At 70.3% G+C, this 19,800-nt stretch carries 22 protein-coding genes; 11 read left to right on the forward strand and 11 right to left on the reverse strand.

Features of this window, described 5'->3' with window-relative positions; translation table 11 throughout:
- Positions 1 to 8: 8 nt before the first annotated feature.
- From VEA62_RS10130 to VEA62_RS10150, 5 genes are read right to left on the reverse strand one after another with little or no spacing between them, the layout of a single operon-like run.
- Complete coding sequence (locus VEA62_RS10130) at positions 9 to 671, reverse strand: glutathione S-transferase family protein (RefSeq protein ID WP_324821230.1); 663 nt, start codon at positions 669 to 671, stop codon at positions 9 to 11.
- Complete coding sequence (locus VEA62_RS10135) at positions 671 to 1,141, reverse strand: SRPBCC family protein (RefSeq protein WP_324821232.1); 471 nt, start codon at positions 1,139 to 1,141, stop codon at positions 671 to 673. Before VEA62_RS10135 ends, VEA62_RS10130 begins: the two co-directional genes overlap by 1 nt.
- Positions 1,138 to 1,803 (reverse strand): dihydrofolate reductase family protein, encoded by a 666-nt coding sequence (locus tag VEA62_RS10140; protein WP_324821234.1) that lies wholly within the window; start codon positions 1,801 to 1,803, stop codon positions 1,138 to 1,140. The genes VEA62_RS10135 and VEA62_RS10140 overlap by 4 nt, the downstream gene beginning before the upstream one ends.
- On the reverse strand, positions 1,803 to 2,297 hold the full coding sequence (locus VEA62_RS10145) for an SRPBCC domain-containing protein (protein WP_324821237.1): 495 nt from the start codon (positions 2,295 to 2,297) through the stop codon (positions 1,803 to 1,805). The genes VEA62_RS10140 and VEA62_RS10145 overlap by 1 nt, the downstream gene beginning before the upstream one ends.
- Entirely contained in the window at positions 2,294 to 2,641 is a 348-nt protein-coding gene (locus VEA62_RS10150; protein WP_324821240.1) for a metalloregulator ArsR/SmtB family transcription factor, read from the reverse strand. Before VEA62_RS10150 ends, VEA62_RS10145 begins: the two co-directional genes overlap by 4 nt.
- Positions 2,642 to 2,746: 105 nt before the next feature.
- On the opposite strand from VEA62_RS10150, the gene VEA62_RS10155 reads away from it, so the two are divergent.
- Positions 2,747 to 3,136, forward strand: a complete 390-nt coding sequence (locus tag VEA62_RS10155; protein ID WP_324821242.1) for a hypothetical protein — start codon at positions 2,747 to 2,749, stop codon at positions 3,134 to 3,136.
- A 7-nt stretch (positions 3,137 to 3,143) separates the two neighbouring features.
- On the opposite strand, the gene VEA62_RS10160 is transcribed toward VEA62_RS10155, so the two are convergent.
- From VEA62_RS10160 to VEA62_RS10170, 3 genes are all read right to left on the reverse strand, one after another.
- Positions 3,144 to 4,100: a hypothetical protein gene (locus VEA62_RS10160; protein WP_324821244.1), complete on the reverse strand. Its 957-nt coding sequence runs from the start codon at positions 4,098 to 4,100 to the stop codon at positions 3,144 to 3,146.
- A gap of 93 nt (positions 4,101 to 4,193) precedes the next feature.
- A complete protein-coding gene (locus VEA62_RS10165) occupies positions 4,194 to 4,985 on the reverse strand; it encodes an ABC transporter permease (protein WP_324821246.1) in 792 nt (263 codons plus the stop codon).
- Complete coding sequence (locus VEA62_RS10170; protein ID WP_324821248.1) at positions 4,982 to 5,920, reverse strand: ABC transporter ATP-binding protein; 939 nt, start codon at positions 5,918 to 5,920, stop codon at positions 4,982 to 4,984. Before VEA62_RS10170 ends, VEA62_RS10165 begins: the two co-directional genes overlap by 4 nt.
- On the opposite strand from VEA62_RS10170, the gene VEA62_RS10175 reads away from it, so the two are divergent.
- The 3 genes from VEA62_RS10175 to VEA62_RS10185 are packed head-to-tail and all read left to right on the forward strand — an operon-like array spanning position 5,919 to position 8,865.
- Positions 5,919 to 6,929: a DUF1206 domain-containing protein gene (locus VEA62_RS10175; RefSeq protein ID WP_324821250.1), complete on the forward strand. Its 1,011-nt coding sequence runs from the start codon at positions 5,919 to 5,921 to the stop codon at positions 6,927 to 6,929. The genes VEA62_RS10170 and VEA62_RS10175 overlap by 2 nt on opposite strands.
- A gap of 56 nt (positions 6,930 to 6,985) precedes the next feature.
- The gene (locus VEA62_RS10180; RefSeq protein WP_324821252.1) at positions 6,986 to 7,525 is read left to right on the forward strand and encodes a lipocalin family protein; all 540 of its coding nucleotides are present in this window, start codon (positions 6,986 to 6,988) and stop codon (positions 7,523 to 7,525) included.
- Positions 7,526 to 7,554: 29 nt separating this feature from the next.
- Positions 7,555 to 8,865, forward strand: a complete 1,311-nt coding sequence (locus VEA62_RS10185) for a sorbosone dehydrogenase family protein (RefSeq protein ID WP_324821254.1) — start codon at positions 7,555 to 7,557, stop codon at positions 8,863 to 8,865.
- A gap of 59 nt (positions 8,866 to 8,924) precedes the next feature.
- On the opposite strand, the gene VEA62_RS10190 is transcribed toward VEA62_RS10185, so the two are convergent.
- Entirely contained in the window at positions 8,925 to 9,479 is a 555-nt protein-coding gene (locus VEA62_RS10190; RefSeq protein WP_324821256.1) for a hypothetical protein, read from the reverse strand.
- A 354-nt stretch (positions 9,480 to 9,833) separates the two neighbouring features.
- On the opposite strand from VEA62_RS10190, the gene VEA62_RS10195 reads away from it, so the two are divergent.
- The 7 genes from VEA62_RS10195 (at position 9,834) to VEA62_RS10225 (ending at position 16,245) form a co-directional block, all read left to right on the forward strand.
- Positions 9,834 to 11,633, forward strand: coding sequence for a long-chain-acyl-CoA synthetase (locus tag VEA62_RS10195; protein ID WP_324821258.1), 1,800 nt, complete (start codon positions 9,834 to 9,836; stop codon positions 11,631 to 11,633).
- A 72-nt stretch (positions 11,634 to 11,705) separates the two neighbouring features.
- Positions 11,706 to 12,575 (forward strand): flagellar motor stator protein MotA, encoded by an 870-nt coding sequence (gene motA / locus VEA62_RS10200; protein WP_324821260.1) that lies wholly within the window; start codon positions 11,706 to 11,708, stop codon positions 12,573 to 12,575.
- A 161-nt stretch (positions 12,576 to 12,736) separates the two neighbouring features.
- A complete protein-coding gene (locus VEA62_RS10205; RefSeq protein WP_324821262.1) occupies positions 12,737 to 13,039 on the forward strand; it encodes a hypothetical protein in 303 nt (100 codons plus the stop codon).
- 175 nt (positions 13,040 to 13,214) lie between these two features.
- Positions 13,215 to 13,445, forward strand: coding sequence for a hypothetical protein (locus VEA62_RS10210; protein ID WP_324821264.1), 231 nt, complete (start codon positions 13,215 to 13,217; stop codon positions 13,443 to 13,445).
- A 181-nt stretch (positions 13,446 to 13,626) separates the two neighbouring features.
- Entirely contained in the window at positions 13,627 to 13,884 is a 258-nt protein-coding gene (locus tag VEA62_RS10215) for a hypothetical protein (RefSeq protein WP_324821266.1), read from the forward strand.
- 88 nt (positions 13,885 to 13,972) lie between these two features.
- Complete coding sequence (mnmD, locus tag VEA62_RS10220) at positions 13,973 to 15,781, forward strand: tRNA (5-methylaminomethyl-2-thiouridine)(34)-methyltransferase MnmD (protein ID WP_324821268.1); 1,809 nt, start codon at positions 13,973 to 13,975, stop codon at positions 15,779 to 15,781.
- Positions 15,782 to 15,822: 41 nt separating this feature from the next.
- The gene (locus VEA62_RS10225) at positions 15,823 to 16,245 is read left to right on the forward strand and encodes a DUF6491 family protein (protein ID WP_324821270.1); all 423 of its coding nucleotides are present in this window, start codon (positions 15,823 to 15,825) and stop codon (positions 16,243 to 16,245) included.
- Here VEA62_RS10225 and scpA read toward each other — a convergent pair whose 3' ends face one another.
- Together scpA and VEA62_RS10235 are read right to left on the reverse strand one after the other, a co-directional pair.
- Entirely contained in the window at positions 16,246 to 18,387 is a 2,142-nt protein-coding gene (gene scpA / locus VEA62_RS10230; protein ID WP_324821273.1) for a methylmalonyl-CoA mutase, read from the reverse strand.
- Positions 18,384 to 19,772 carry a methylmalonyl-CoA mutase family protein gene (locus VEA62_RS10235; RefSeq protein WP_324821275.1) on the reverse strand — a complete coding sequence of 463 codons (1,389 nt, stop codon included), beginning with the start codon at positions 19,770 to 19,772 and terminating at the stop codon, positions 18,384 to 18,386. Before VEA62_RS10235 ends, scpA begins: the two co-directional genes overlap by 4 nt.
- Positions 19,773 to 19,800: the final 28 nt, after the last annotated feature.

Raw genomic sequence — 19,800 nt, forward strand, 5'->3', positions numbered from 1 at the left:
GCGACGCCCTAGTCGACCGCCGGCGGGGCGGGCATCAGGTCGCCGAAGGGGGCGGCGTCCTCGAGCGCGCGGCGGAACGACGGCCGCGCCATCAGCCGGCCGTGCCAGGCTTTCAGCCGCGGCCGGTCGCCGAACGGGACCAGCCGCCGGGCGTAGGTCAGGATCGGGGCGGCGGCGCAGTCGGCGAGGGTGAACCGCTCGCCCGCGCCCCAGGTCCGGCCGTCCGACAGCCTTTCCTCCAGCAGATCCCAGGCGGTGGCGATCTCGCGTTCGTCCAGCGCCATCACCGCCTCGGGCGGGGGCGGGCCGGCGCGGCCGAGCCGGTGAAAGATGATCCGGTTCATCGGGCCGCCGACATAGGTGTCGATGATGCGGTCCACCCAGCGCGCCTCCAGCGCCGTCTCCGGGTCGGTCGGGATCAGCCGTCCGCCGCCGGCCAGACGGTCGAGGTATTCGATGACGATGCTGGACTCGTGGACGGTCCGGCCCGCCTCCGTATCGACCAGCACCGGCATCCTGGCGAAGGGCGACAGCGCCCTGAAGGCCGTCATGACCGCCTCGTCCGCGAAGTCGACCAGCTTCGGCTCGAACGGCAGCCCCAGTTCGTAGAGGGCGACGAGGCCCTTCTGGCCATAGGCGGAATAGGGATGGGACCACAGGATCAGGGTCATCAGGCGGCTTCCTTCTGCGTATCCAGCCAGGCGGCGAGTTGGTCCATGCCGAAGGCCGTGCCTTCCTCGCGCTCGGCCCATCCGTCCTCGCCAAGATAGACGCCCTGCTCGTTGAAGATCAGCCGCGCGCCCCTTCCGTCCGGCAGGACTTCGACCGAGGCGATCGAGGCCGACAGCTTGCGCCCGCCGACATGCATGACGAAGGCGAAGACGAAGCGGCTGTCCGGCACGATGTCGAGGTAGGTCCCCTCGAACAGGTGCACGGCGCCGTCCCCGCCGCCGCCCCGGCTGACCTCCCGCCCGCCGACGCGGAAGTCCAGGGTCTCGATGATTGGCGCCGTGACCTCCTCGCAGCCCATCCAGCGCTGCTTGAGCTCCCGGTCGGAGAAGGCGCGGAACACCCGGCCGGGCGCGGCGTCGTAGCGGCGCTCGATCGTGAAGGCGCCGAAGTACAGGCGCTGATCCGTCATTGCGCGGCTCCCGTTGAAGTACGCCCGATCCGCAGGTGGGTCGCCCGTTCGCCGGCCGAGCTCTCAAGCATCCCGTAGCCAAGGGCCGGCAGGTCGAGCCCCTCCCAGAACGGCTCGCCCCGGCCCAGCAGGACGGGCGAGACGGCGATGTGCATCTCGTCGATCAGACCGGCCCGCAGATACTGGCGGATCGTCTCCGCCCCGCCGCCGATGCGGATGTCGCGGTCGCCGGCCGCGGCGCGCGCCCGCTTGAGCGCCGCCTCGATGCCGCCCGTCTCGAAATGGAAGACCGTGCCGCCCTTCATCTCGAACGAGGCGCGCGGGTAGTGGGTCAGGACGAAGACGGGGCAGCGGTACGGCGGTTCCTCGCCCCACCAGCCCTTCCATCCATCGTCGGGCCAGGGGCCGCGGGAGTGGGCGAACATGTTGCGCCCCAGGATCCAGGCGCCGATGCCGTCCATGCCGCGTCTGGCGAACCCTTCGTCCACGCCGCTCTGGCCGTGGCCCTTGCCGTACAACTTCTGAAAGGTGTCGGTCGGGAAGAACCATTCGTGCAGGCTCTCGCCGCCCACGCCCAGCGGGTTCGACAGGCTCTGGTCGGGACCGGCGCCGAAGCCGTCGACGGAGACCGCATAGCTGCTGACGCGAACCTTGCCGGCCATCACGAATGCGCCTTCAGTTCGCGGCCGAGCTTGTCGAGCATCTCGCCGCAGCCGTGCTCGCGCCCGGCGATTTCCCGGCGCGGGTCGCCGCCGAAATAGGCGCCCTGTTCGGTATAGATCAGCCGCGTGCCCGGGCCGTCGGCGAGCAGTTCGGTGGTGGCCAGCGAGGCCGAGGCCCGCTCCTTGCCCGCCGCGGTCACGCGCCCCATCACATAGCTGACGATGATGCGGCGGTTCTCGACGATGTCGAGGTGCTCGGTGTCATTGAACCAGGTCTCGTTGGTTTCGCCGCCGAACCGGAAACTGCCGCCGGCATAGCCGCCGACGCGGAAATCGTAGGTCCAGTCGTGGATGGTCCAGTTCTCGCCCTCGACGAACCAGCGGCGAAAGGCGGCGGGATCCGAGTATGCGCGGAACACCCGCTCGGGCGAGGCGTCGTAGCGGCGCTCGATGGTGAAGGTCCCGTGAGCGAGTTCGGGCGCGGGGGTGGTCATGATTTCGGCTCCTCGTTCGGCCTGGTTTCGTTCAGGAAGGCGCCGAGGCGGTCGAGGCTGCGCTCGACCGACCGGCGGCGGTCGTTGATCCAGCGTTCGGCGGCGCCGAGCGCCTGCGGCTCGACCCGGCAGGTGCGGACGCGCCCGATCTTTTCGGTGACCACCAGCCCGGAGGCCTCCAGGATCTTCAGGTGCTGCACCACCGCCGACATCGACATCGGCAGCGGTTCAGCCAGCTCGCTGACCGTGGCCGGACCCGCGGAGAGCCGCTCGACCATGCGCCGCCGGGTCGGATCGGACAGGGCCTGGAAGGCGAGATCGAGCGGCGGCTGATACTGAAGCATTCACTTAAGTATCACGAGAAACGCCGGGTCCGCAAGCCGGGCGGGCGCAACCCATCGTTAATCGACGCGGCGCAGGCTCGACCGGTCCATCCCCGGAGCGACGCGATGTCGACCATCCAGACCTCCACCTATCGGCGCCAGCGGGATCATTTCGAGCCGCAGGACGCCGATCCCCAGGAGCAGCGGCGGCTGCGCGGCCTGCTCGAGCAGATCGACTATTCCGCCTTCGTGGCCAATCGCGAGGTGATCGCCGCCGCCCTGCCCGCCCTCGACGCGGCGGTGTTTCAGCGGCTGGCGGTGCAGACGGCGACGGCCCGCGCCAAATGGGTCGGCGAGGCCCTGCGCCAGTGCGAGTCCGGCGCGCCTTCGACGCCAGACCAGATCGCCCGGCTGACCTCGGCCCGCACGGCCTACGAGGAGTTGGCCGAGGCCTATGAGGGCCTGCGCCGCATGGTCGAGCGCGGCTATCTGATCATCAGGGCCGCCCAGGCCTGACCGGCCGCTAGTCGGCGGCGGCGTCCAGCGGCTGGGGCCGGGTCGCGATCGGCGCGTCCGGATCCGACGGCGGCGGCTCGGCCGAGGTCGGCGGCGGACCAGCCGGTGCGGCCGGGACGATCTCGATGCGGGGTTCCGCCGGAGCGACGACCGGGGCGGCCGGCGGCGCCGGCTGCGGCACGGTCGAGGGGGCCGGCGTCCGGGCCGCGGCAGGCGGGGTCGCGGCGGGCCGCTCCGGCGTCACGGGCGTGGGTCGGGCGGAAGCCGGGGCCGGGGGCGACTCTGCAGCCGGAGCCGCCGCGGACGATGTTTCCACAGCGGGAACGGCCTCGACGGGCGGGACGACCCCGGTCACGGCCGGCGAAGGCGCGGCCGTCCCGGCCGGTGCGGTGGCGACCGGAGCGGTTTCAGGCGAGGCGGGCGAGCGGGTCAGCATCCAGCCCCCGACGGCGAGTCCGGCGATGACCACAGCGGCAACGCCGGCGTAGAGCGGTGCGCGTCCGGAGGGGCGGCGGCCAGAGGCGGAGGCCAGGGCCGGACTGATCGTCGCCGGCGACTCCGCGGCAGGCCGCGACATGGGCGCCGGCTCGCGACGAACCTCGGGCGCCGGTTCGAGGCGGGGCTCTGCCGGCGGCAAGGGCCGGACGGTGAGGTCGGGCTCGACGGCCGGGGCGGGGGTGGATGCGGCCCTGGCCTGTGGTTCGGCGAAGGTCGGCCGTTCCGGAGCGGGAGTCGGCGCCGGGGCGGGGGTGGGCGCCGCCTGCGGGATCATCGAACCGCTCAGGATGGCGCCGCGGGCGGGGCGGGCCGGCGCCGGCTTCGGCGGCTCGGGCAGGGGCGGCAGACGCTCGCCCTTGGGCAACGGCCCGGCACGGAACACGGTCGCGGGGGGACGGCCCCAGGTGATCGGGCGGCGGAAGGGCGTGGGTGTACCGTTGAGGGGCTGGTGATCGTCGGTGGACATGGCTGCTCCCGCGCCGGAGAGGCGCGCTTCAGAAACGCGAAGGCTGGACAAGGGTGCGCATCGATCTGGCCCGTTTCGTGACGATCCGCGCCGCTAGTTCTTGAGGCGATACCCGGTCCGGAACATCCAGCCGACGATCGTCAGGCAGATCAGCAGGAAGCCGAAGGTCGCCGCGAGGCTGACCCCGATGCCCACGTCGCCGCTGCCGTAGAAGGTCCAGCGGAAGCCGGAGATCAGATAGACCACCGGGTTGAACAGGGACACGGTCTGCCAGACCGGCGGCAGCACGTCGATCGGGTAGAAGGAGCCGCCGAGGAAGGTCAGCGGCGTGACCACCAGCATGGGGATCATCTGCAACTGCTCGAAGCCGTTGGCCCAGATGCCGATGATGAAGCCGAACAGGCTGAACGTCGTCGACACCAGGATCAGGAAGGCGAGCATCTCGACGGGATGGAGGATCCGCAGGGGCACGAACAGGGCCGCTGTCGCCAGGATGATCAGCCCGAGAACCGCCGACTTGGTCGCCGCCGCCCCGACGTAGGCGATGACGATCTCCAGCGGTGAAACGGGCGCGGACAGCAGTTCGTAGATCGTCCCGGTGAATTTGGGAAAATAGATGCCGAAGGAGGCGTTGAAGATCGACTGGGTGAACAGGCTCAGCATGATCAGGCCCGGCACGATGAAGGCGCCGTAGGGCACCCCGTCGACCTCGCGCATCTGGCCGCCCATGGCCGAGCCGAAGACGACGAAATACAGCGCCGTCGTAATCACCGGCGTGACGATGCTCTGCCAGATGGTGCGCAGGGCGCGCGCCATCTCGAACTTGTAGATGGCCCAGACGCCGTAGCCGTTGAAGGTCAGGGCCATTGAAGACTGGCTGTTCATGCGGCCGCTCCGGTGTCGCGATGGACCAGGCTGACGAAGATGTCCTCGAGCGAGCTCTGGCTGGTGTTCAGGTCCTTGAAAGCGATGCCCAAGTCGCTGAGCTTGCGCAGCAGGGACGGCACGCCCGTCTTCTCCAGATTGGAATCGAAGACGTATTCCAGCTCGTGGCCCTCGTTCTTCAGCGTCACGTTCCATTCCGCCAGGCCGGCGGGGACGGCCTCCAGCGGGTCCTGCAGGTGCAGGGTCAGGGTCTTCTTGCCCAGCTTCTTCATCAGGGCGGTCTTCTCCTCGACCAGGATCAGCTCGCCCTTGAGGATCACGCCCACCCGGTCGGCCATCTCCTCGGCCTCCTCGATGTAGTGGGTGGTCAGGATGATGGTGACGCCCTGCTCGCGCAGGCGGCGGACCAGGTTCCACATGTCGCGCCGCAGCTCGACGTCGACCCCGGCCGTCGGCTCGTCGAGGAACAGGATGTCGGGCTCGTGGCTGAGGGCCTTGGCGATCATCACCCGGCGCTTCATGCCGCCCGACAGGGTCATGATCTTGTCGTTGCGCTTCTCCCAGAGCGACAGCTCGCGCAGCACGCTCTCGATATGGGCGGGATTGGGCGCCCTGCCGAACAGGCCGCGGCTGAAGCTGACCGTGGCCATCACGGTCTCGAAGGCGTCGGTGGTCAACTCCTGCGGCACCAGGCCGATCTTGCTGCGCGCCTGGCGATACTCGGTCTGGATATCGTGGCCGTCGGCGACGATCTTGCCGGTGGTGGGCGTGACGATGCCGCAGACCACCGAGATCAGCGTCGTCTTGCCCGCGCCGTTGGGGCCCAGCAGGGCGAAGATCTCGCCCCTGCGGATGGTCAGGTTGATGGGTTTGAGGGCCTGAAGGCCCGACTTGTAGGTCTTGGTCAGACCCTCGATGGTGATCACAGGCTGCATGCACACCCTCCCTGAGCGGGTGCAGATATGCGTCCGTCCGTCGCACCTCAAGGCCGCGCCCTTCGTAGCGGAGCCATATTTCGCCAAGCGGGTTATGGTCGCCGTGCCCAACATCCTCGCCTCCGTCCGCACCCGCCTCGCCCGATTGGGCGACCTCGGACGAAAGCGCTCTCCCATCCTTCGCAAGGTTCCCCGCCTGCAGGTGCTGATCGAATGGGCCGCACGCATCGGTTACGGGGCGCGGGGCTTCGTCTATCTGTCTGTCGGGATCCTGGTCCTGCTGGCGGCGATGGACGTGATCGGCGACGCGGTGGGGACCAAGGGCGCGCTGGCGTGGATGGCGTCCCGGCCCCTCGGAAGGTTGTGGTCGCTGCTCATCGGTCTCGGCCTCGCCGCCTTCGTGATGTGGCGCATATTGCAGTCCGTGTTCGACGCCGACCACGAAGGCCGCTCCTGGACCGGCCTTGGCACGCGGATGAGCCAGCTGTTCAGCGCGTTCAGCTACGCCGCCCTGGCCATTGCCGCCTTCGGCCTGCTGGCCGGCGCGCCGGACGACGTCGCGGCCGACGGGGTGGCGCGAAGCCGGGACGTCGCCTCGACCGTGCTGCACCTGCCGCTCGGGAAGTGGCTGCTGATCGGCGGCGGCCTCACCATCTTCGCAATCGGAGTGAGCAATATCGTCAAGGCGGCGCGGGAAGACTTCACGGAATATCTCGCCTGCTCCGCACGCCTGTGCCGGCGCGTGGCGCCCCTGGCCCGGGTGGGACATGTCGCGCGCGGCCTGGCCTATCTGCCGCTCGCCGGTCTGGTCGTGATCGCGGGATTCCATGCCGAGGCGTCGGAGGTGACGAGCTTCGGCGCGGCCCTCGACGCGGTCGAACGTCAGCCCGCCGGCCCCTGGGTTCTGGCGGTGACCGCACTCGGCTTTGTCGCCTTCGGCGCCTTCTCCTTCATCGAGGCGCGCTTCCGGCGCATCCGCCCGCCGAAAGAGCTCAAGCCCCTGCCGTGATTGATCCGGCGACGCCTTGCCGTCGTATCGCCTGTTTATCACGCGGGAGCTGAACCATGCCGACCCTGAGCAAGGCCCTGATCGTCGCCCTTGGATTGAGCCTGACGGCCTGCGTCACCGCCCCGCGACCCAGTGAGCACCGCGCACCGGCGCCGGCGCGGGCGGTCGACCTGGAACGGTTCTACACCGGCCGCTGGCTCGAGATCGCACGCCTGCCGCTCCGGATCACGGACGGCTGCGTCGCCGGGGCTACGAACTACACGGTGGTGGGCGCCACCCGCGTGAACGTCCGGGATACCTGCCAGTCGGGCACGCCACAGGGGCCGGAGAAGTCGCTCAGCGCCCGGGCCGACATTCTGGACCCAGGCTTCAATGCGAAGCTGAGGGTACGGTACCTCAGCGGGCTCGTGACGTGGGACTACTGGATTCTCGACCACGCCGAGGACTACAGCTGGTACATCTCGGCCGATCCGACGTTCGACAAGCTATGGATCTTCACTCGCGAGGTTCCGGACGAGGCGGAACGTCGGGCGCTCGTCGCCCGTGCGGAGGCATTGGGGTACGATGTCACCCGGCTCGAGTTTCCCGCGTTCTGATCCTGGCGCCTGTCGCCCTGGAGATCGTCATGCCTCGCCTCGTCCCCCTCATCGCCGCCGCCCTGCTCCTCGGCGTTTCCGCCTGCGACGGCGGAGCCGCGCTCGACCCCGCGGCGGGCTTCGGGCCCGATCCGACCCTTCCCGACCCGCAACGATCGTTGATCCCGGTCGTCAATGTGGCCGAAGCGGTGGGCTGGCCTGACGGCCGGACGCCCGTCCCGGCGCCCGGCTTTCGGGTGCAGGCCTTCGCGGCCGGCCTGGACCATCCCCGCTGGCTGTATCGACTGCCCAACGGCGACGTCCTGGTGGCCGAGACCAATGCCCCGCCCAAGCCGGAGGACAAGAAGGGCGGGCTGCGCGGGTTCTTCCAGGGCCTGTTCATGAAGAAGGCCGGCGCCCGGGTTCCCAGCGCCAACCGGATCACCCTGCTCAGGGACGCCGACGGAGACGGAGTCGCGGAAACCAGGACCGCCTTCCTGCAGAACCTGGTGTCGCCGTTCGGCATGGCTCTGGTCGGCGACACCCTCTACGTCGCCAATGCGGACGCCATCGTCGCCTTCCCCTACCAGGCCGGCCAGACGCGCATCGCCGCCGCCGGCCGAAAGATCGCCGACCTGCCGGCCGGCCGGAACCATCACTGGACCAAGAGCCTCGTCGCCAGCCCGGACGGATCGAGGCTGTATGTCGGCGTCGGCTCCAACTCCAACGTCGGCGAGAACGGGCTGGACGAGGAGGTCGACCGGGCGGCCATTCTCGAGATCGATCCGGCCACGGGAACGCGCCGCGTCTTCGCCTCGGGGCTGCGCAATCCGGTCGGCCTGGCCTGGCAGCCGGACAGCGGGCGGCTCTGGGTCGCGGTCAACGAGCGCGACGAACTCGGCCACGACCTCGTGCCCGACTATATGACGTCGGTCACGCCGGGCGGCTTCTACGGCTGGCCCTGGAGCTATTATGGCCAGATCGTCGACGCGCGGGTCGAGCCGCCCAATCCGGCGATGGTGGGCCGCGCGCTCAGGCCGGATTACGCCCTGGGGGCCCACACCGCCTCGCTCGGATTGACGTTCGGGGAAGGAAGTCTGTTCCCGGTCCGGTATCGCGGCGGCGCTTTTGTGGGACAGCACGGCTCCTGGAACCGCCGGCCGCGCAACGGCTACCGCGTCATCTTCGTGCCCTTCACAGGCGGCGCGCCGGCGGGCCCTCCCGAAGACATCCTGACCGGCTTCATCAACGAGAACGACCAGGCCATGGGCCGGCCGGTCGGCGTCCAGTTCGACGCGCGGGGGGGCCTGCTGGTGGCCGACGACGTGGGCAACGTCATCTGGCGGGTTTCGCCCGTCTGATCCCCGACGAAAAGCCCCGGCGGATCGCTCCGCCGGGGCTCCATGTCCGGGCGCCCGACTCAGTCGGCCGGCTGGATCACGATCACGGGCGGCTGCGCCGGCGCCGAAGTCGGGGCCGTGTTCAGGTTCGCCGTGTAGGGCTGCGGCGCCGCCGGTTCGGCCGGGACCGCGACGCGGGGCGCCGGAGCCGGAGCCGGCGTGGCCGTGGCGGCCCGGGCCGGAGCGGTCGAACGGCGGACGGCGGCCGGCGCCGCCCGGCGAACCGCCGGGGCGGGAGCGGGAGCGGCCTCGATGACCGGGGCGGCGGGGGCGGATTCGACAGGCGCGGCCGTTGAGGCGAGCGGCTGGGCCGGAAGCACGGGGGCGGTGGCGGCGGGCTCGGCCAGCGGAGCGGGCGCGACCTCATCGCCGCCGCCCATCATCATCGCCGCCGCGCCGGCGCCCAGAACCAGTACGCCGACCGGGGCCAGGATCATCCAGGTCTTGACCCCGCCCTTGCGGCTCCGAGTGGTCCGGCGGTTACGGGCATAGACGGGAACGAACGGTTCCTCGCGCGGGCGCTCCAGAGCGTCGCCCTGCAAGGCAGGCCGATCATGGGGATAGGTTACAGACATCTGTGTTCCTCCAAATCGAGGATCAAGGAACCATTACGAGAGACCACGGTTCCGCCGAAACGGCCACGCCTCGAAGAAACACTGTTGCGGCCACAGTTTCGCCTGCTCACGTTCAGTTTTGTGGCGCAGAATTACTCTTCGATTGACGACGGGATTCTTGAGATGCGCCCCCTACCCCGGTCACCGCCCGACCCGGCTTGACGCAGCGGAACCGGCGCTTCGGCGCCACGCCCGGCGGCAAACCGGCGTTCAGCGCCGCCCAAAGCCGCTGAGGATTCCCCCGCCGGTTGACCGGGACACGCGGCTTGTTCATCACCGTCAGCAGCGGCGTCTTGCGACGGAGTGGATGGGACTATGGGGTTGGTGGCGAACATCCGGCGCGACATGCGGTTCGCGAAGGGCCTGCGCCGACTGCTCAAGCGCATCAAGCCGATCGAACTCGACAGCCCCGACCTGGTCTGTGACGACTGGGAACAGGCGGTCGACCGGTTCCCCGACCACGTGGCCATCCAGGATGACCGGCTGACGCTGACCTATCGCGAGCTGGACGCCATGGCCAACCGGTTCGGCCACTGGGCCCAGAGCCGGCGGCTGAAGCGCGGCGACACCATCGCCCTGCTGATGCTGAACCGGGCGGAATATATCGCGGCCTGGCTCGGGTTCTCCAAGGTCGGGGTCGCGACGGCCCTGATCAACACCAATCTGACCGGCCACGCCCTGGCCCACTGCCTGTCGATCTCCAACGCCTCCCAGGTGGTCACCGACGTCGACTCCTGGCGCAAGGTCGAGGACGCCCGCCCCCTCGCCGGCCGTAACCTGATGCTGTGGGTCCTGGGACTCGCCGATGAGGACGAGGCCGACGAACGCCGCGGCCTCGACAAGCCGGTCCGCGGCGGATCGTCCGTACGTCCGGCCCGGTCCGTGCGCTCGGGCCTGACCAACCGCGACACCGCCCTGTACATCTACACCTCGGGCACCACGGGCCTGCCCAAGGCGGCAAAGGTCACCCACGCCCGCGCCCGCACCTATATGCGCGCCTTCGCCGGGGCGACGGCGGCGACGGACAGGGACGTCACTTTGAATGTCCTGCCGCTCTACCATTCCACAGGCGGCCTCGTGGGCATCGGCCCCGCCCTGCTGAACGGCGGCCGGCTGGTGCTGCGCAAGCGCTTCTCGGCGTCCAACTTCTGGCCGGACGCGAAGGCCTCGGGCGCGACCCTGTTCGTCTATATCGGCGAGCTGTGCCGCTATCTGGTCAACTGCCCGGAGAGCCCCGACGAGCGGGCGCACAAGCTGCGGCTCGCCTTCGGCAACGGCCTGCGGCCCGATGTCTGGAGCGACTTCCAGAAGCGCTTCGCCGTGCCGGAGATTCTTGAGTTCTACGGCTCGACCGAGGGCAACGTCTCGCTGTTCAATTTCGACGGCAAGCCGGGAGCCATCGGCCGCGCCCCGGGCTTCCTGAAGAAGCAGATCAATTTCAGGCTCGTGCGCTTCGACATCGACACCGAGGAGCCGGTGCGGGGGCCGGACGGCCTGTGCCAGCTGGCCAGGGCGGGCGAAGTCGGGGAGGCCATCGGCCGAATCGGGGACGACACCCGCCACGCCTTCTCCGGCTATGCCGACAAGGCCGCCTCGGACCGCAAGATCCTGCGCGACGTCTTCGTGCGCGGGGACCGCTGGTTCCGCACGGGCGACCTGATGAAGCAGGACTCGGAGGGCTACGTCTATTTCATCGACCGGATCGGCGACACCTACCGCTGGAAGGGCGAGAACGTCTCCACGGCGGAGGTCGAGCAGCGGCTGGCGGACGGGCCCGGCGTCAAGGAGGTCATCGCCTACGGCGTGCCGGTGCCGGGGCACGAGGGCAAGGCGGGCATGGTCGCCCTGGTGATCGACGGCCGCTTCAGCGCCCGCGCCTTCGCCGACTGGGTCGATCAGGAACTGCCGGTCTACGCCCGCCCGGCCTTCCTGCGCATCATCAAGTCCGCCGACACCACCGGCACCTTCAAGTATCGCAAGATGGACCTGGTCGCCGACGGCTTCGACCCCGACAAGGTCGACGGGCCGATCTATGTGCGCGGCGGCAAGAGCGGCTACACCAAGCTGAGCGAAGCGGCCCGGCAGGCGATCCTGAGCGGCGAGACCCGGCTGTAGGGCTCGCAACCGCCCCTTAATGATTAACGGCCATGGTCGGCGTCTCTCGCGCGCAGGACCGACCGCCCCTCCATGTTCCAGATTATCGGCATCGTGCTGCTGTTCGGCCTCGTGTTCGGCAGCTACATCATTTCAGGCGGCAAGTTCGAGGTGATCCTCCACGCCCTCCCTCACGAGATGATGGCGATCGGCGGCGCCGGCCTTGCGGCCTTCCTGATCTCCAACAGCACGACCACCATGAAGGCCACGCTTGGCGGCCTGGCCAGGGCCTTCGCCGGGCCCAAGTGGAAGAAGCAGGACTACAAGGACCTGCTGTCGCTGCTGTTCCAGCTGACCAAGACGATGAAGTCCAAGGGCGTCATCGCCCTCGAAAGCCACATCGAGAAGCCCGCCGAGAGCACCATCTTCCAGAAGTATCCCAAGGTGCTGAAGGACCATTTCGCCACCGACTTCATCTGCGACACCCTGCGCATGATGACCATGAACCTCGAGGATCCGCACCAGATCGAGGACGCCATGGAGAAGCAGCTGGAGAAGCACCACCACGAGGCGCTGAACGCGCCCCACGCCCTGACCGCCCTGGCCGACGCCCTGCCTGCCCTCGGCATCGTCGCCGCGGTGCTGGGCGTCATCAAGACCATGGGCTCGATCACCGAGCCGCCGGAAATCCTCGGCGGCATGATCGGCGGGGCGCTGGTCGGGACCTTCCTCGGCGTCTTCCTGGCCTATGGTCTGGTCGGTCCGATCGCTTCGCGGCTGAAGGCGATCGTCGACGAGGAGTCGGCCTTCTACAAGATCATCCAGTCGGTGCTGGTCGCCCACCTGCACGGCAACGCGGCGCAGATTTCAGTCGAGATCGGCCGTGGCGACATCCCCTCGTCGGCCCAGCCGTCCTTCCTCGAGATGGAAGAGTCGCTGCAGGGCGCGCCCGCCGACGCCTGACCGCCAGATCGCTCGCCGGCCCCACCGGATAACGGCGCCATCACGAGCTCTCACCAAGGATCACGGTCGCGGGAACAGGCGCCTGCGTGGCCGGTTACCGGCAGGACCGATCGTGGGAGCGGGCGGCTGTTTCGCCCGGACGATCGTTCGGAGGAACACGCATGAAGCTGATGATCATCACCGCCGCCGCCGTGGGAGCGCTGGCGCTGGCCGCCTGTACGCCCGCCGAGGACAAGACGGCCGAAGACGCCGCGGCCACCGGAACGGACGCCTCGACCACCGCGCCGGCGACGGATGGAGCGATGGCTCCGGATGGATCGACCGGGACGATGGGAACCCCGGACACGACCGGAACGACCAATCCCGACGGCACGACCACCCAACCCGGCCAGACGCCGCCGACCCTGCCGCCGGAGCCCAATGGCTCGACCTCGCCGGCCACTTCCTCGCCGCCGGCGATGTAGGCCACGAGCCCCGACGTATCCGGAAAGGGGACCGTTCGCGGTCCCCTTTTTGCTGTCGGATGACAGCAGTTCACGAATGCGTGAGAATTTCGCTTGCGTATCCGGTCACGAAGCCGTTATCTCGGACCTGCGAGGATTCATGACCTCGTATGACCCTTCTGAAGGAAGAAATCACATGCGCATCGTTGCTCTGATCGCCGCTTCGGCCGCCGCTCTGGCCCTGGCCGCCTGCCAACCCGCCGAGAAGACCGAAGAAGCTCCGGCCGCCGAAGCCACCGTCGAAGCCCCGGCTGCTGACGCTGCGATGGCCCCGGCCGCCGACGCGACCGCTCCGGCCGCCGACGCCGCCGCGACCCCGGCCGCCGAAGCTCCGGCCGCCGAGACCCCGGCTGCCCCGGCTCAGTAATATCTGAGACGTAGCGGACCTCCGGGTCCGTTCGGGAAAGGGTCGCCCTCGCGGGCGACCCTTTTTCGTTGCGCGGAAGGCGGGCCGCACAGCTTGCGCCAAATTCACTTGCGGCCCGACCGTGGCCGTCGGTATCTCAATGTTCGGGACGCTGTCGTCCGCTCGCACGAAGGATCTCCCCATGCGCATCGTCGCCCTGATCGCCGCCTCGGCCGCCGCCCTGACGCTGGCCGCCTGCAACAAGGCCGAAGAGAAGGCCCCGGAAGCCTCGACCGAAGCCGTCGAAGCCTCGGGCATCGCCGACGAGGCCGCCGTAACGGTGACCCAGGACCAGGCCGCCGCCGACGCCAAGGCCGCCGCCGACGCCGCCGCCGCTTCGGAGACGGCCCAGGCCGAGCCGGCCGCCGCGCCGCAGGCCGCGCCCGTCGAGGCTCACTGATCCGGTCCAGCGACCGGAACGCCGATCAGGGGCCGTCCGCATGGGCGGCCCCTTTTCGTTGCCCTGTTCCACGGCTACGGCCTCGGCCATGACCGACGACCGTTCACCCCGACTGCTCTGGACCGAGGAGGGCGCGCCGCGTTCGGGCCGGTTCGATGACGTCTATTTCTCGCGCGAGGACGGGCTGGCCGAGAGCCGCGCGGTCTTCCTCGCCGGTTGCGGCCTGCCGGAAGCCTGGCGCGGCCGGCGCCGGTTCACCGTGGGCGAGCTCGGCTTCGGCACCGGATTGAACATCGCCGCCCTGCTGGACCTGTGGCGGCGGGAGGGGCCGCCGGACGGGCGGCTGCACATCTTCTCCGTCGAGGGTTATCCACTCAGCCGTGACGAGGCGGCCCGCGCCCTCGGCGTCTGGCCGGAGATCGGGAATGCCGCCTGCGCCCTGCTCGAAGCCTGGCCGGCCCCGACGCCGGGCTTTCACCGTGTGGACCTGCCGGGCTTCAGAGCCACGCTGGATCTCGCGGTCGGTGAGGCCGCCTGGGCATTGTCGCAATGGTCGGGTCGCGCCGATGCGTGGTTCCTCGATGGCTTCGCGCCCTCGACCAACCCCGGCATGTGGTCGGAGGCCGTGCTGGACGGCGTCGCGGCCCGGTCCGCCCCGGGCGCGCGGGTCGGGACCTTCACAGTGGCCGGGTCGGTCCGGCGGGGCTTGGCGGAGCGGGGCTTCACCGTCGAGAAACGCCCCGGCCACGGTCGCAAGCGCGAGCGGCTGGAAGCGCGCCTGCCGGCTTCCGGTGCGGATGAACCGGCGCGGCCGGTCGCGGTCATCGGCGCCGGCATAGCGGGCGCCGCCGTGGCGCGCGCCTTCGCCGCCCTCGGTCTCGAATGCACGGTCGTCGAGGCGGAGGCGCGGGGAGCCGGCGCCTCCGGCTTTCCCTCATCCCTGGTCACGCCCCGGCTGGACGCGGGCGACGCCGCCATCGCGGCCCTGCACGCCCAGGCTCTCTCCCGCGCACGGGCCCTCTACGCGGCGGTTCCCGGCGCGATCCTGGCGGACGGCGTGCTGCAACTGGAACAGACGGCGCGCGACGCCGGCCGCTTCGCCAAGGTGGCCGCTCAGGACATCTGGCCGGAGGGGGCGATGACTCCGCTGCCCGCGTCGGCCTGCGCCGAACGACTGGATGAACCGGTGGACACGGGCGGCCTGTTCATGCGCGACGCCCTCGTCCTCCACGCCGCCCCGGTTCTCGAGGCTTGGCTGGCCCAAGCCCATCCCGTGACCGCGAGCGTGGCCGGCCTCGAACCCTGTGCAGCCGGCTGGCGGCTGCTCGATCAGGCCGGCGCGACGATCCTGGAGGCCGGCGTGGTGGTGATCGCGGCCGGTTGGGGCGCGGCGGCGCTACGGCCCGACCTGCCGCTGTCCGCCGTGCGCGGACAGGCGGACTGGGTGGAGGGGATCACCGGTCCCGCGACCGCGTGGGGCGGCTATGCGACGCCGACGCCAGACGGCCTGCTGTTCGGGGCCACCCACGAACGGGATGAAACGGCGGTCCGCTCGGACGCGGCCTGCACCGCCCGCAACCTGGAAACCCTCGCCGCCCGCCTGCCGCGCCTCGCGGAAAGGATCGCGAAGGCCGGCAACCTGGGCAGCCGTACGGCCATCCGCGCCACGACGCCGGACCGGCTGCCCCTTTCGGGGGAGGCGGCGCCGGGCCTGTTCGTGCTGACCGGCCTCGGCTCGCGCGGCTTCTGCGTCGCACCATTGCTGGCCGAGCATGTCGCGGCCCTCGCCGTGGGGACGCCGTCACCCCTGCCCGCGGCGCTCTCGGCCCGCGTGGAGCCGAAGCGATTCGTGAAGGCCGCCCCCCTTGCGCAACCTTCACCGGAGATGGACGGTTAACGCTGAGCCGGTCTTCACCATGGCCGGCCCGGAGATCGATCATGACCCGTCTGATTTCGTCCGCCGCCGCGGCCCTGGCCGTTCTGACCGCGTCCTGCGCCCCCGTCGACGGCATGGGCGGACCCGAAGACCGCGCCGACTCCCGGCTGGAGCGCCAGTGCTTCACGCCCCAGAACGTGCGGAACTTCCGCCAGGGCGGCCCCGGCAAGCTCTACGTTCGCGCCAACAGCAACGACGTCTTCGAGCTGAACACGGCCGGGGGCTGCACCGACCTCGACTTCGCCCAGCGGCTGGCGATCACGGCGGACGGACCCGGGCTCGCGGGCGGCCGCGTCTGCACCGGCGACTGGGCGCGGATCACCCTGCCGGGGTCGACGTCGCCGGTCAGCACCTGCCGCGCGCGGATCGATCGCGTCCTGACGGACGACGAGGTCGCGGCCCTGCCAAGCGCCCAGAGGCCCTGATCAGGCCTTCTGGGCGTAGCCGAGGCGCTGGTTCAGCTTCTCGATCAGGTCGATGGCGGTGTCGGCGATGACCGAGCCGGGCGGGTAGACGGCGGCGGCGCCCATGTCGATGAGCGTCTGGACGTCCGATGGCGGGATGACGCCGCCGACCACGATCATGATGTCCGGTCGGCCCAGCTTCTCCAGCTCGGCCTTCAGCTCGGGCACGAGGGTCAGGTGTCCGGCGGCCAGCGATGACGCCCCCACGGCATGGACGCCGCGCTCGACCGCCTCCTTCGCCGCCTCGGCCGGGGTCTGGAACAGCGAGCCGGCGGTCGCCTCGAAGCCGAGGTCTCCATAGGCGGTGGCGATGACCTTCTGGCCCCGGTCGTGGCCGTCCTGACCCAGCTTGGCGATCAGGATGCGCGGCGGCCCGCCGTCGTTCTCGACGAAGGCGGCGACCATGCCGCGGGCGCGGGCGATCTTCGGATCGTCGCCGGCCTCCTTCGCATAGACGCCGGAGACGGTCTTGACCGTGGCCACGTGGCGGCCGAAGGCGGCCTCCAGCGCATCGGAGATCTCACCGACGGTGGCGCAGGCCCGGGCCGCCTCGACCGACAGCTGCAGCAGGTTGGCGTTGCCGCGCGCACCGTTGGTCAACGCCTCCAGCGCAGCCTGCGTCTTCGCCTCGTCGCGTTCGGCGCGGAGGCGCTTCAGCTTGTCGAGCTGGGAGGCCAGGACGGCGGCGTTGTCGACCTTGAGCACCGGGATGTCGTCGACGTGGTCGGCAAGGTATTTGTTCACCCCCACCACCGTCTGCTGGCCGGTGTCGATGCGGGCCTGGGTCCTGGCCGCCGATTCCTCGATCCGCAGCTTGGGCACCCCGGCCTCGATGGCCTTGGCCATGCCGCCCAGGGCCTCGACCTCGGCCATGTGGGCGCGGGCCTTTTCGGCCAGTTCGTGGGTCAGGCGTTCGACGTAGAAGCTGCCGCCCCACGGGTCGATGACCTTGGTGAGGCCGGTCTCCATCTGCAGAAGCAGCTGGGTGTTGCGGGCGATACGGGCGGAGAAGTCGGTCGGCAGGGCGAGGGCCTCGTCGAGGCTGTTGGTGTGCAGGCTCTGGGTCTGGCCGCCCGCCGCCGCCATGGCCTCGACCATGGTTCGACTGACGTTGTTGAAGACGTCCTGCGCCGCCAGCGACCAGCCGGAGGTCTGGCAGTGGGCCCGAAGGGAGAGGGAGCGCGGGTCCTTCGCGCCGAATTTCGACACCGCCTCGGCCCACAGCAGACGGCCGGCGCGCAGCTTGGCCACCTCCATGAAATAGTTCATGCCGATGGCCCAGAAGAAGCTCAGGCGCGGGGCGAACCGGTCGATCGGCATGCCGGCCTCGACCCCGGCCTTCATATATTCGACGCCGTCGGCGAGGGTGTAGGCCAGCTCCAGATCGGCCGAGGCCCCGGCCTCCTGCATGTGGTAGCCGCTGATCGAGATGGAGTTGAATTTCGGCGCGTGCTCGGCCGTCCAGGCGAAGATGTCCGAGATGATCCGCATGCTCGGCGCCGGGGGGTAGATGTAGGTGTTGCGGACCATGAACTCCTTGAGGATGTCGTTCTGGATGGTCCCGGTCAGGGCGCTGTGGGCCACGCCCTGTTCTTCCGCCGCGACGATGTAGAGGGCCAGCACAGGCAGGACGGCGCCGTTCATGGTCATCGACACGCTCATCTGGTCGAGCGGGATGCCGTCGAACAGGGTGCGCATGTCGTAGATGGAATCGATCGCCACCCCGGCCATGCCGACGTCGCCCTTCACCCGCGGATGGTCGCTGTCGTAGCCGCGGTGGGTGGCGAGATCGAAGGCGATCGACAGCCCCTTCTGCCCCGCCGCGAGGTTGCGGCGGTAGAAGGCGTTGGAGGCCTCGGCCGTGGAGAAGCCGGCGTACTGGCGGATGGTCCACGGGTTCGACGCATACATCGTCGGATAGGGGCCGCGGTGATAGGGCGCGATCCCGGGCAGGCCGTGGATGAAGTCGAGACCGTCCAGCGCCGAGGCGCCGTAGGCGGGGGCGACCGTCAGCCCCTCCGGCGTCTTCCACGGCTCCCGGCCCGGTCCGACGCCGGTCGGCGTCAGGTCCAGGTCGACCTTGCTGAAGTCCGGGGCGCTCATTGGCCGGCCTCCTTCGCTTCGAAGGGCGCGGCGAGGCGGATCGGGGTCAGGGGCTCGCAGGCGTCGCCGCCGGTCTGGGGAGCGTCGGGGCGGTCCGGTTCGACGGGAGCCGGGCGGGGATCGGCGTCGACGAATTTGGTCACGCCGACCATCTGCACCGCGCCGTTCGCCAGCACGGCCTCCAGCGCCTGGCGGGCGCGGGCCACGCGCGGCTGGATGACATGGCCGCGCAGGGCCTCGACCACGCCGCCCTCGGCCTCGATCTTCCGGAACTCGGCCCATCCGGCCTCGGCCAGATCCCGGGTGCGCTGGTCGAGGAACCATGAGCCCGCCCCCGGATCGTCGACGCGGCCGAGGTGGGCCTCCTCCATCAGGACCAGCTGGGTGTTGCGCGCCTGCCGCCGGGCGAAGGCGTCGGGGCGGCCGCTCGCGCGCGAGAAGCCGTCCAGCACCACGGCGTCGGCGCCGCCGACCGCCCCGGCGAAGCCCGCCGCCGTCAGCCGCAGCAGATTGGGCCACGGGTCGCGCGCCGACAGCATCCGCCGCGAGGACCGCGCCTCGATGATCGCGGGCGTCTCCGCCCCGAAGGCGCGGCTGAGCGAACGCCAGATCAGGCGCAGGGCGCGGACCTTGGCGAGGCTGTCGAAATACTCCTGGTCGACGGCGAGGCCGAGAACCGTCCCGCGAAGCGCCTGCTCCGCCGTCATGCCGGCGTCGACGGCCGCCCTGACCAGGGCGACGGCGTTGGCGGCGGCGAAGGCCAGCTCCTGGCCGATGGAGCCGCCCGCCTCATGCACGACCCGGCCGGAGGCGAGGAAGAAGCTCGCCTCGGGATAGGCCCCGGCGTGCCGCGCGGCGGTGTTGGCGGCGAGGGTCAGATGCTCTTCGATCGACCGCGGCGCGGCGCCGGCCTCCGCGCAGGCCGAGACGGGGTCCATGTGGAACATCAGCCTGGCGCGGGGCGAGCCCTTGGCGGCGACGGCCAGTGCGTTGGCCGCCTCTGGCCCGGCCAGCCCCGCGTCGAGGGCGACCGCCGCCAGCTCCAGCGCCACGCCATCGAGCGCCGCCGTCAGGGGCGCCGAATCCTGCAGCACGGCGCCCTTCAGCACCACCGACGCAGCCCCGCCCTCGAGATCGGCCAGCACCGCCGCATTGACCGTCGACGGATCGTCGCCCTCGACGAGGGTGCGCAGGTCCCAGGGCCGGCCCTCGGCCTCGGTGGGCCGCGGCGCGAACAGGGGCTCGACCCCCGTGGCGGCGGCGTAGAGCGGCCGAACCAGAAGTTGGTCGGCGTCGAGATGCAGCAGGCTTTCGAGGGGCCGGTCTTTCAGCGCCTTTTCGGCGAGCGCCTTCCAGTCGGCGGGGGACGGGGTCGGAAAAGTCATGCGCCTCCATTGCCCGGACGGGCGGGCC

This window comes from Brevundimonas sp. (assembly GCF_035627475.1).
Classification (GTDB): domain Bacteria; phylum Pseudomonadota; class Alphaproteobacteria; order Caulobacterales; family Caulobacteraceae; genus Brevundimonas.

Coding starts and splice junctions, on each gene's coding strand:
- VEA62_RS10130 (WP_324821230.1), bottom strand. CDS start 671: ATGACCCTGATCCTGTGGTCCCATCCCTATTCCGCCTATGGCCAGAAG.
- VEA62_RS10135 (WP_324821232.1), bottom strand. CDS start 1,141: ATGACGGATCAGCGCCTGTACTTCGGCGCCTTCACGATCGAGCGCCGC.
- VEA62_RS10140 (WP_324821234.1), bottom strand. CDS start 1,803: ATGGCCGGCAAGGTTCGCGTCAGCAGCTATGCGGTCTCCGTCGACGGC.
- VEA62_RS10145 (WP_324821237.1), bottom strand. CDS start 2,297: ATGACCACCCCCGCGCCCGAACTCGCTCACGGGACCTTCACCATCGAG.
- VEA62_RS10150 (WP_324821240.1), bottom strand. CDS start 2,641: ATGCTTCAGTATCAGCCGCCGCTCGATCTCGCCTTCCAGGCCCTGTCC.
- VEA62_RS10155 (WP_324821242.1), top strand. CDS start 2,747: ATGTCGACCATCCAGACCTCCACCTATCGGCGCCAGCGGGATCATTTC.
- VEA62_RS10160 (WP_324821244.1), bottom strand. CDS start 4,100: ATGTCCACCGACGATCACCAGCCCCTCAACGGTACACCCACGCCCTTC.
- VEA62_RS10165 (WP_324821246.1), bottom strand. CDS start 4,985: ATGAACAGCCAGTCTTCAATGGCCCTGACCTTCAACGGCTACGGCGTC.
- VEA62_RS10175 (WP_324821250.1), top strand. CDS start 5,919: ATGCACACCCTCCCTGAGCGGGTGCAGATATGCGTCCGTCCGTCGCAC.
- VEA62_RS10170 (WP_324821248.1), bottom strand. CDS start 5,920: ATGCAGCCTGTGATCACCATCGAGGGTCTGACCAAGACCTACAAGTCG.
- VEA62_RS10180 (WP_324821252.1), top strand. CDS start 6,986: ATGCCGACCCTGAGCAAGGCCCTGATCGTCGCCCTTGGATTGAGCCTG.
- VEA62_RS10185 (WP_324821254.1), top strand. CDS start 7,555: ATGCCTCGCCTCGTCCCCCTCATCGCCGCCGCCCTGCTCCTCGGCGTT.
- VEA62_RS10190 (WP_324821256.1), bottom strand. CDS start 9,479: ATGTCTGTAACCTATCCCCATGATCGGCCTGCCTTGCAGGGCGACGCT.
- VEA62_RS10195 (WP_324821258.1), top strand. CDS start 9,834: ATGGGGTTGGTGGCGAACATCCGGCGCGACATGCGGTTCGCGAAGGGC.
- motA (WP_324821260.1), top strand. CDS start 11,706: ATGTTCCAGATTATCGGCATCGTGCTGCTGTTCGGCCTCGTGTTCGGC.
- VEA62_RS10205 (WP_324821262.1), top strand. CDS start 12,737: ATGAAGCTGATGATCATCACCGCCGCCGCCGTGGGAGCGCTGGCGCTG.
- VEA62_RS10210 (WP_324821264.1), top strand. CDS start 13,215: ATGCGCATCGTTGCTCTGATCGCCGCTTCGGCCGCCGCTCTGGCCCTG.
- VEA62_RS10215 (WP_324821266.1), top strand. CDS start 13,627: ATGCGCATCGTCGCCCTGATCGCCGCCTCGGCCGCCGCCCTGACGCTG.
- mnmD (WP_324821268.1), top strand. CDS start 13,973: ATGACCGACGACCGTTCACCCCGACTGCTCTGGACCGAGGAGGGCGCG.
- VEA62_RS10225 (WP_324821270.1), top strand. CDS start 15,823: ATGACCCGTCTGATTTCGTCCGCCGCCGCGGCCCTGGCCGTTCTGACC.
- scpA (WP_324821273.1), bottom strand. CDS start 18,387: ATGAGCGCCCCGGACTTCAGCAAGGTCGACCTGGACCTGACGCCGACC.
- VEA62_RS10235 (WP_324821275.1), bottom strand. CDS start 19,772: ATGACTTTTCCGACCCCGTCCCCCGCCGACTGGAAGGCGCTCGCCGAA.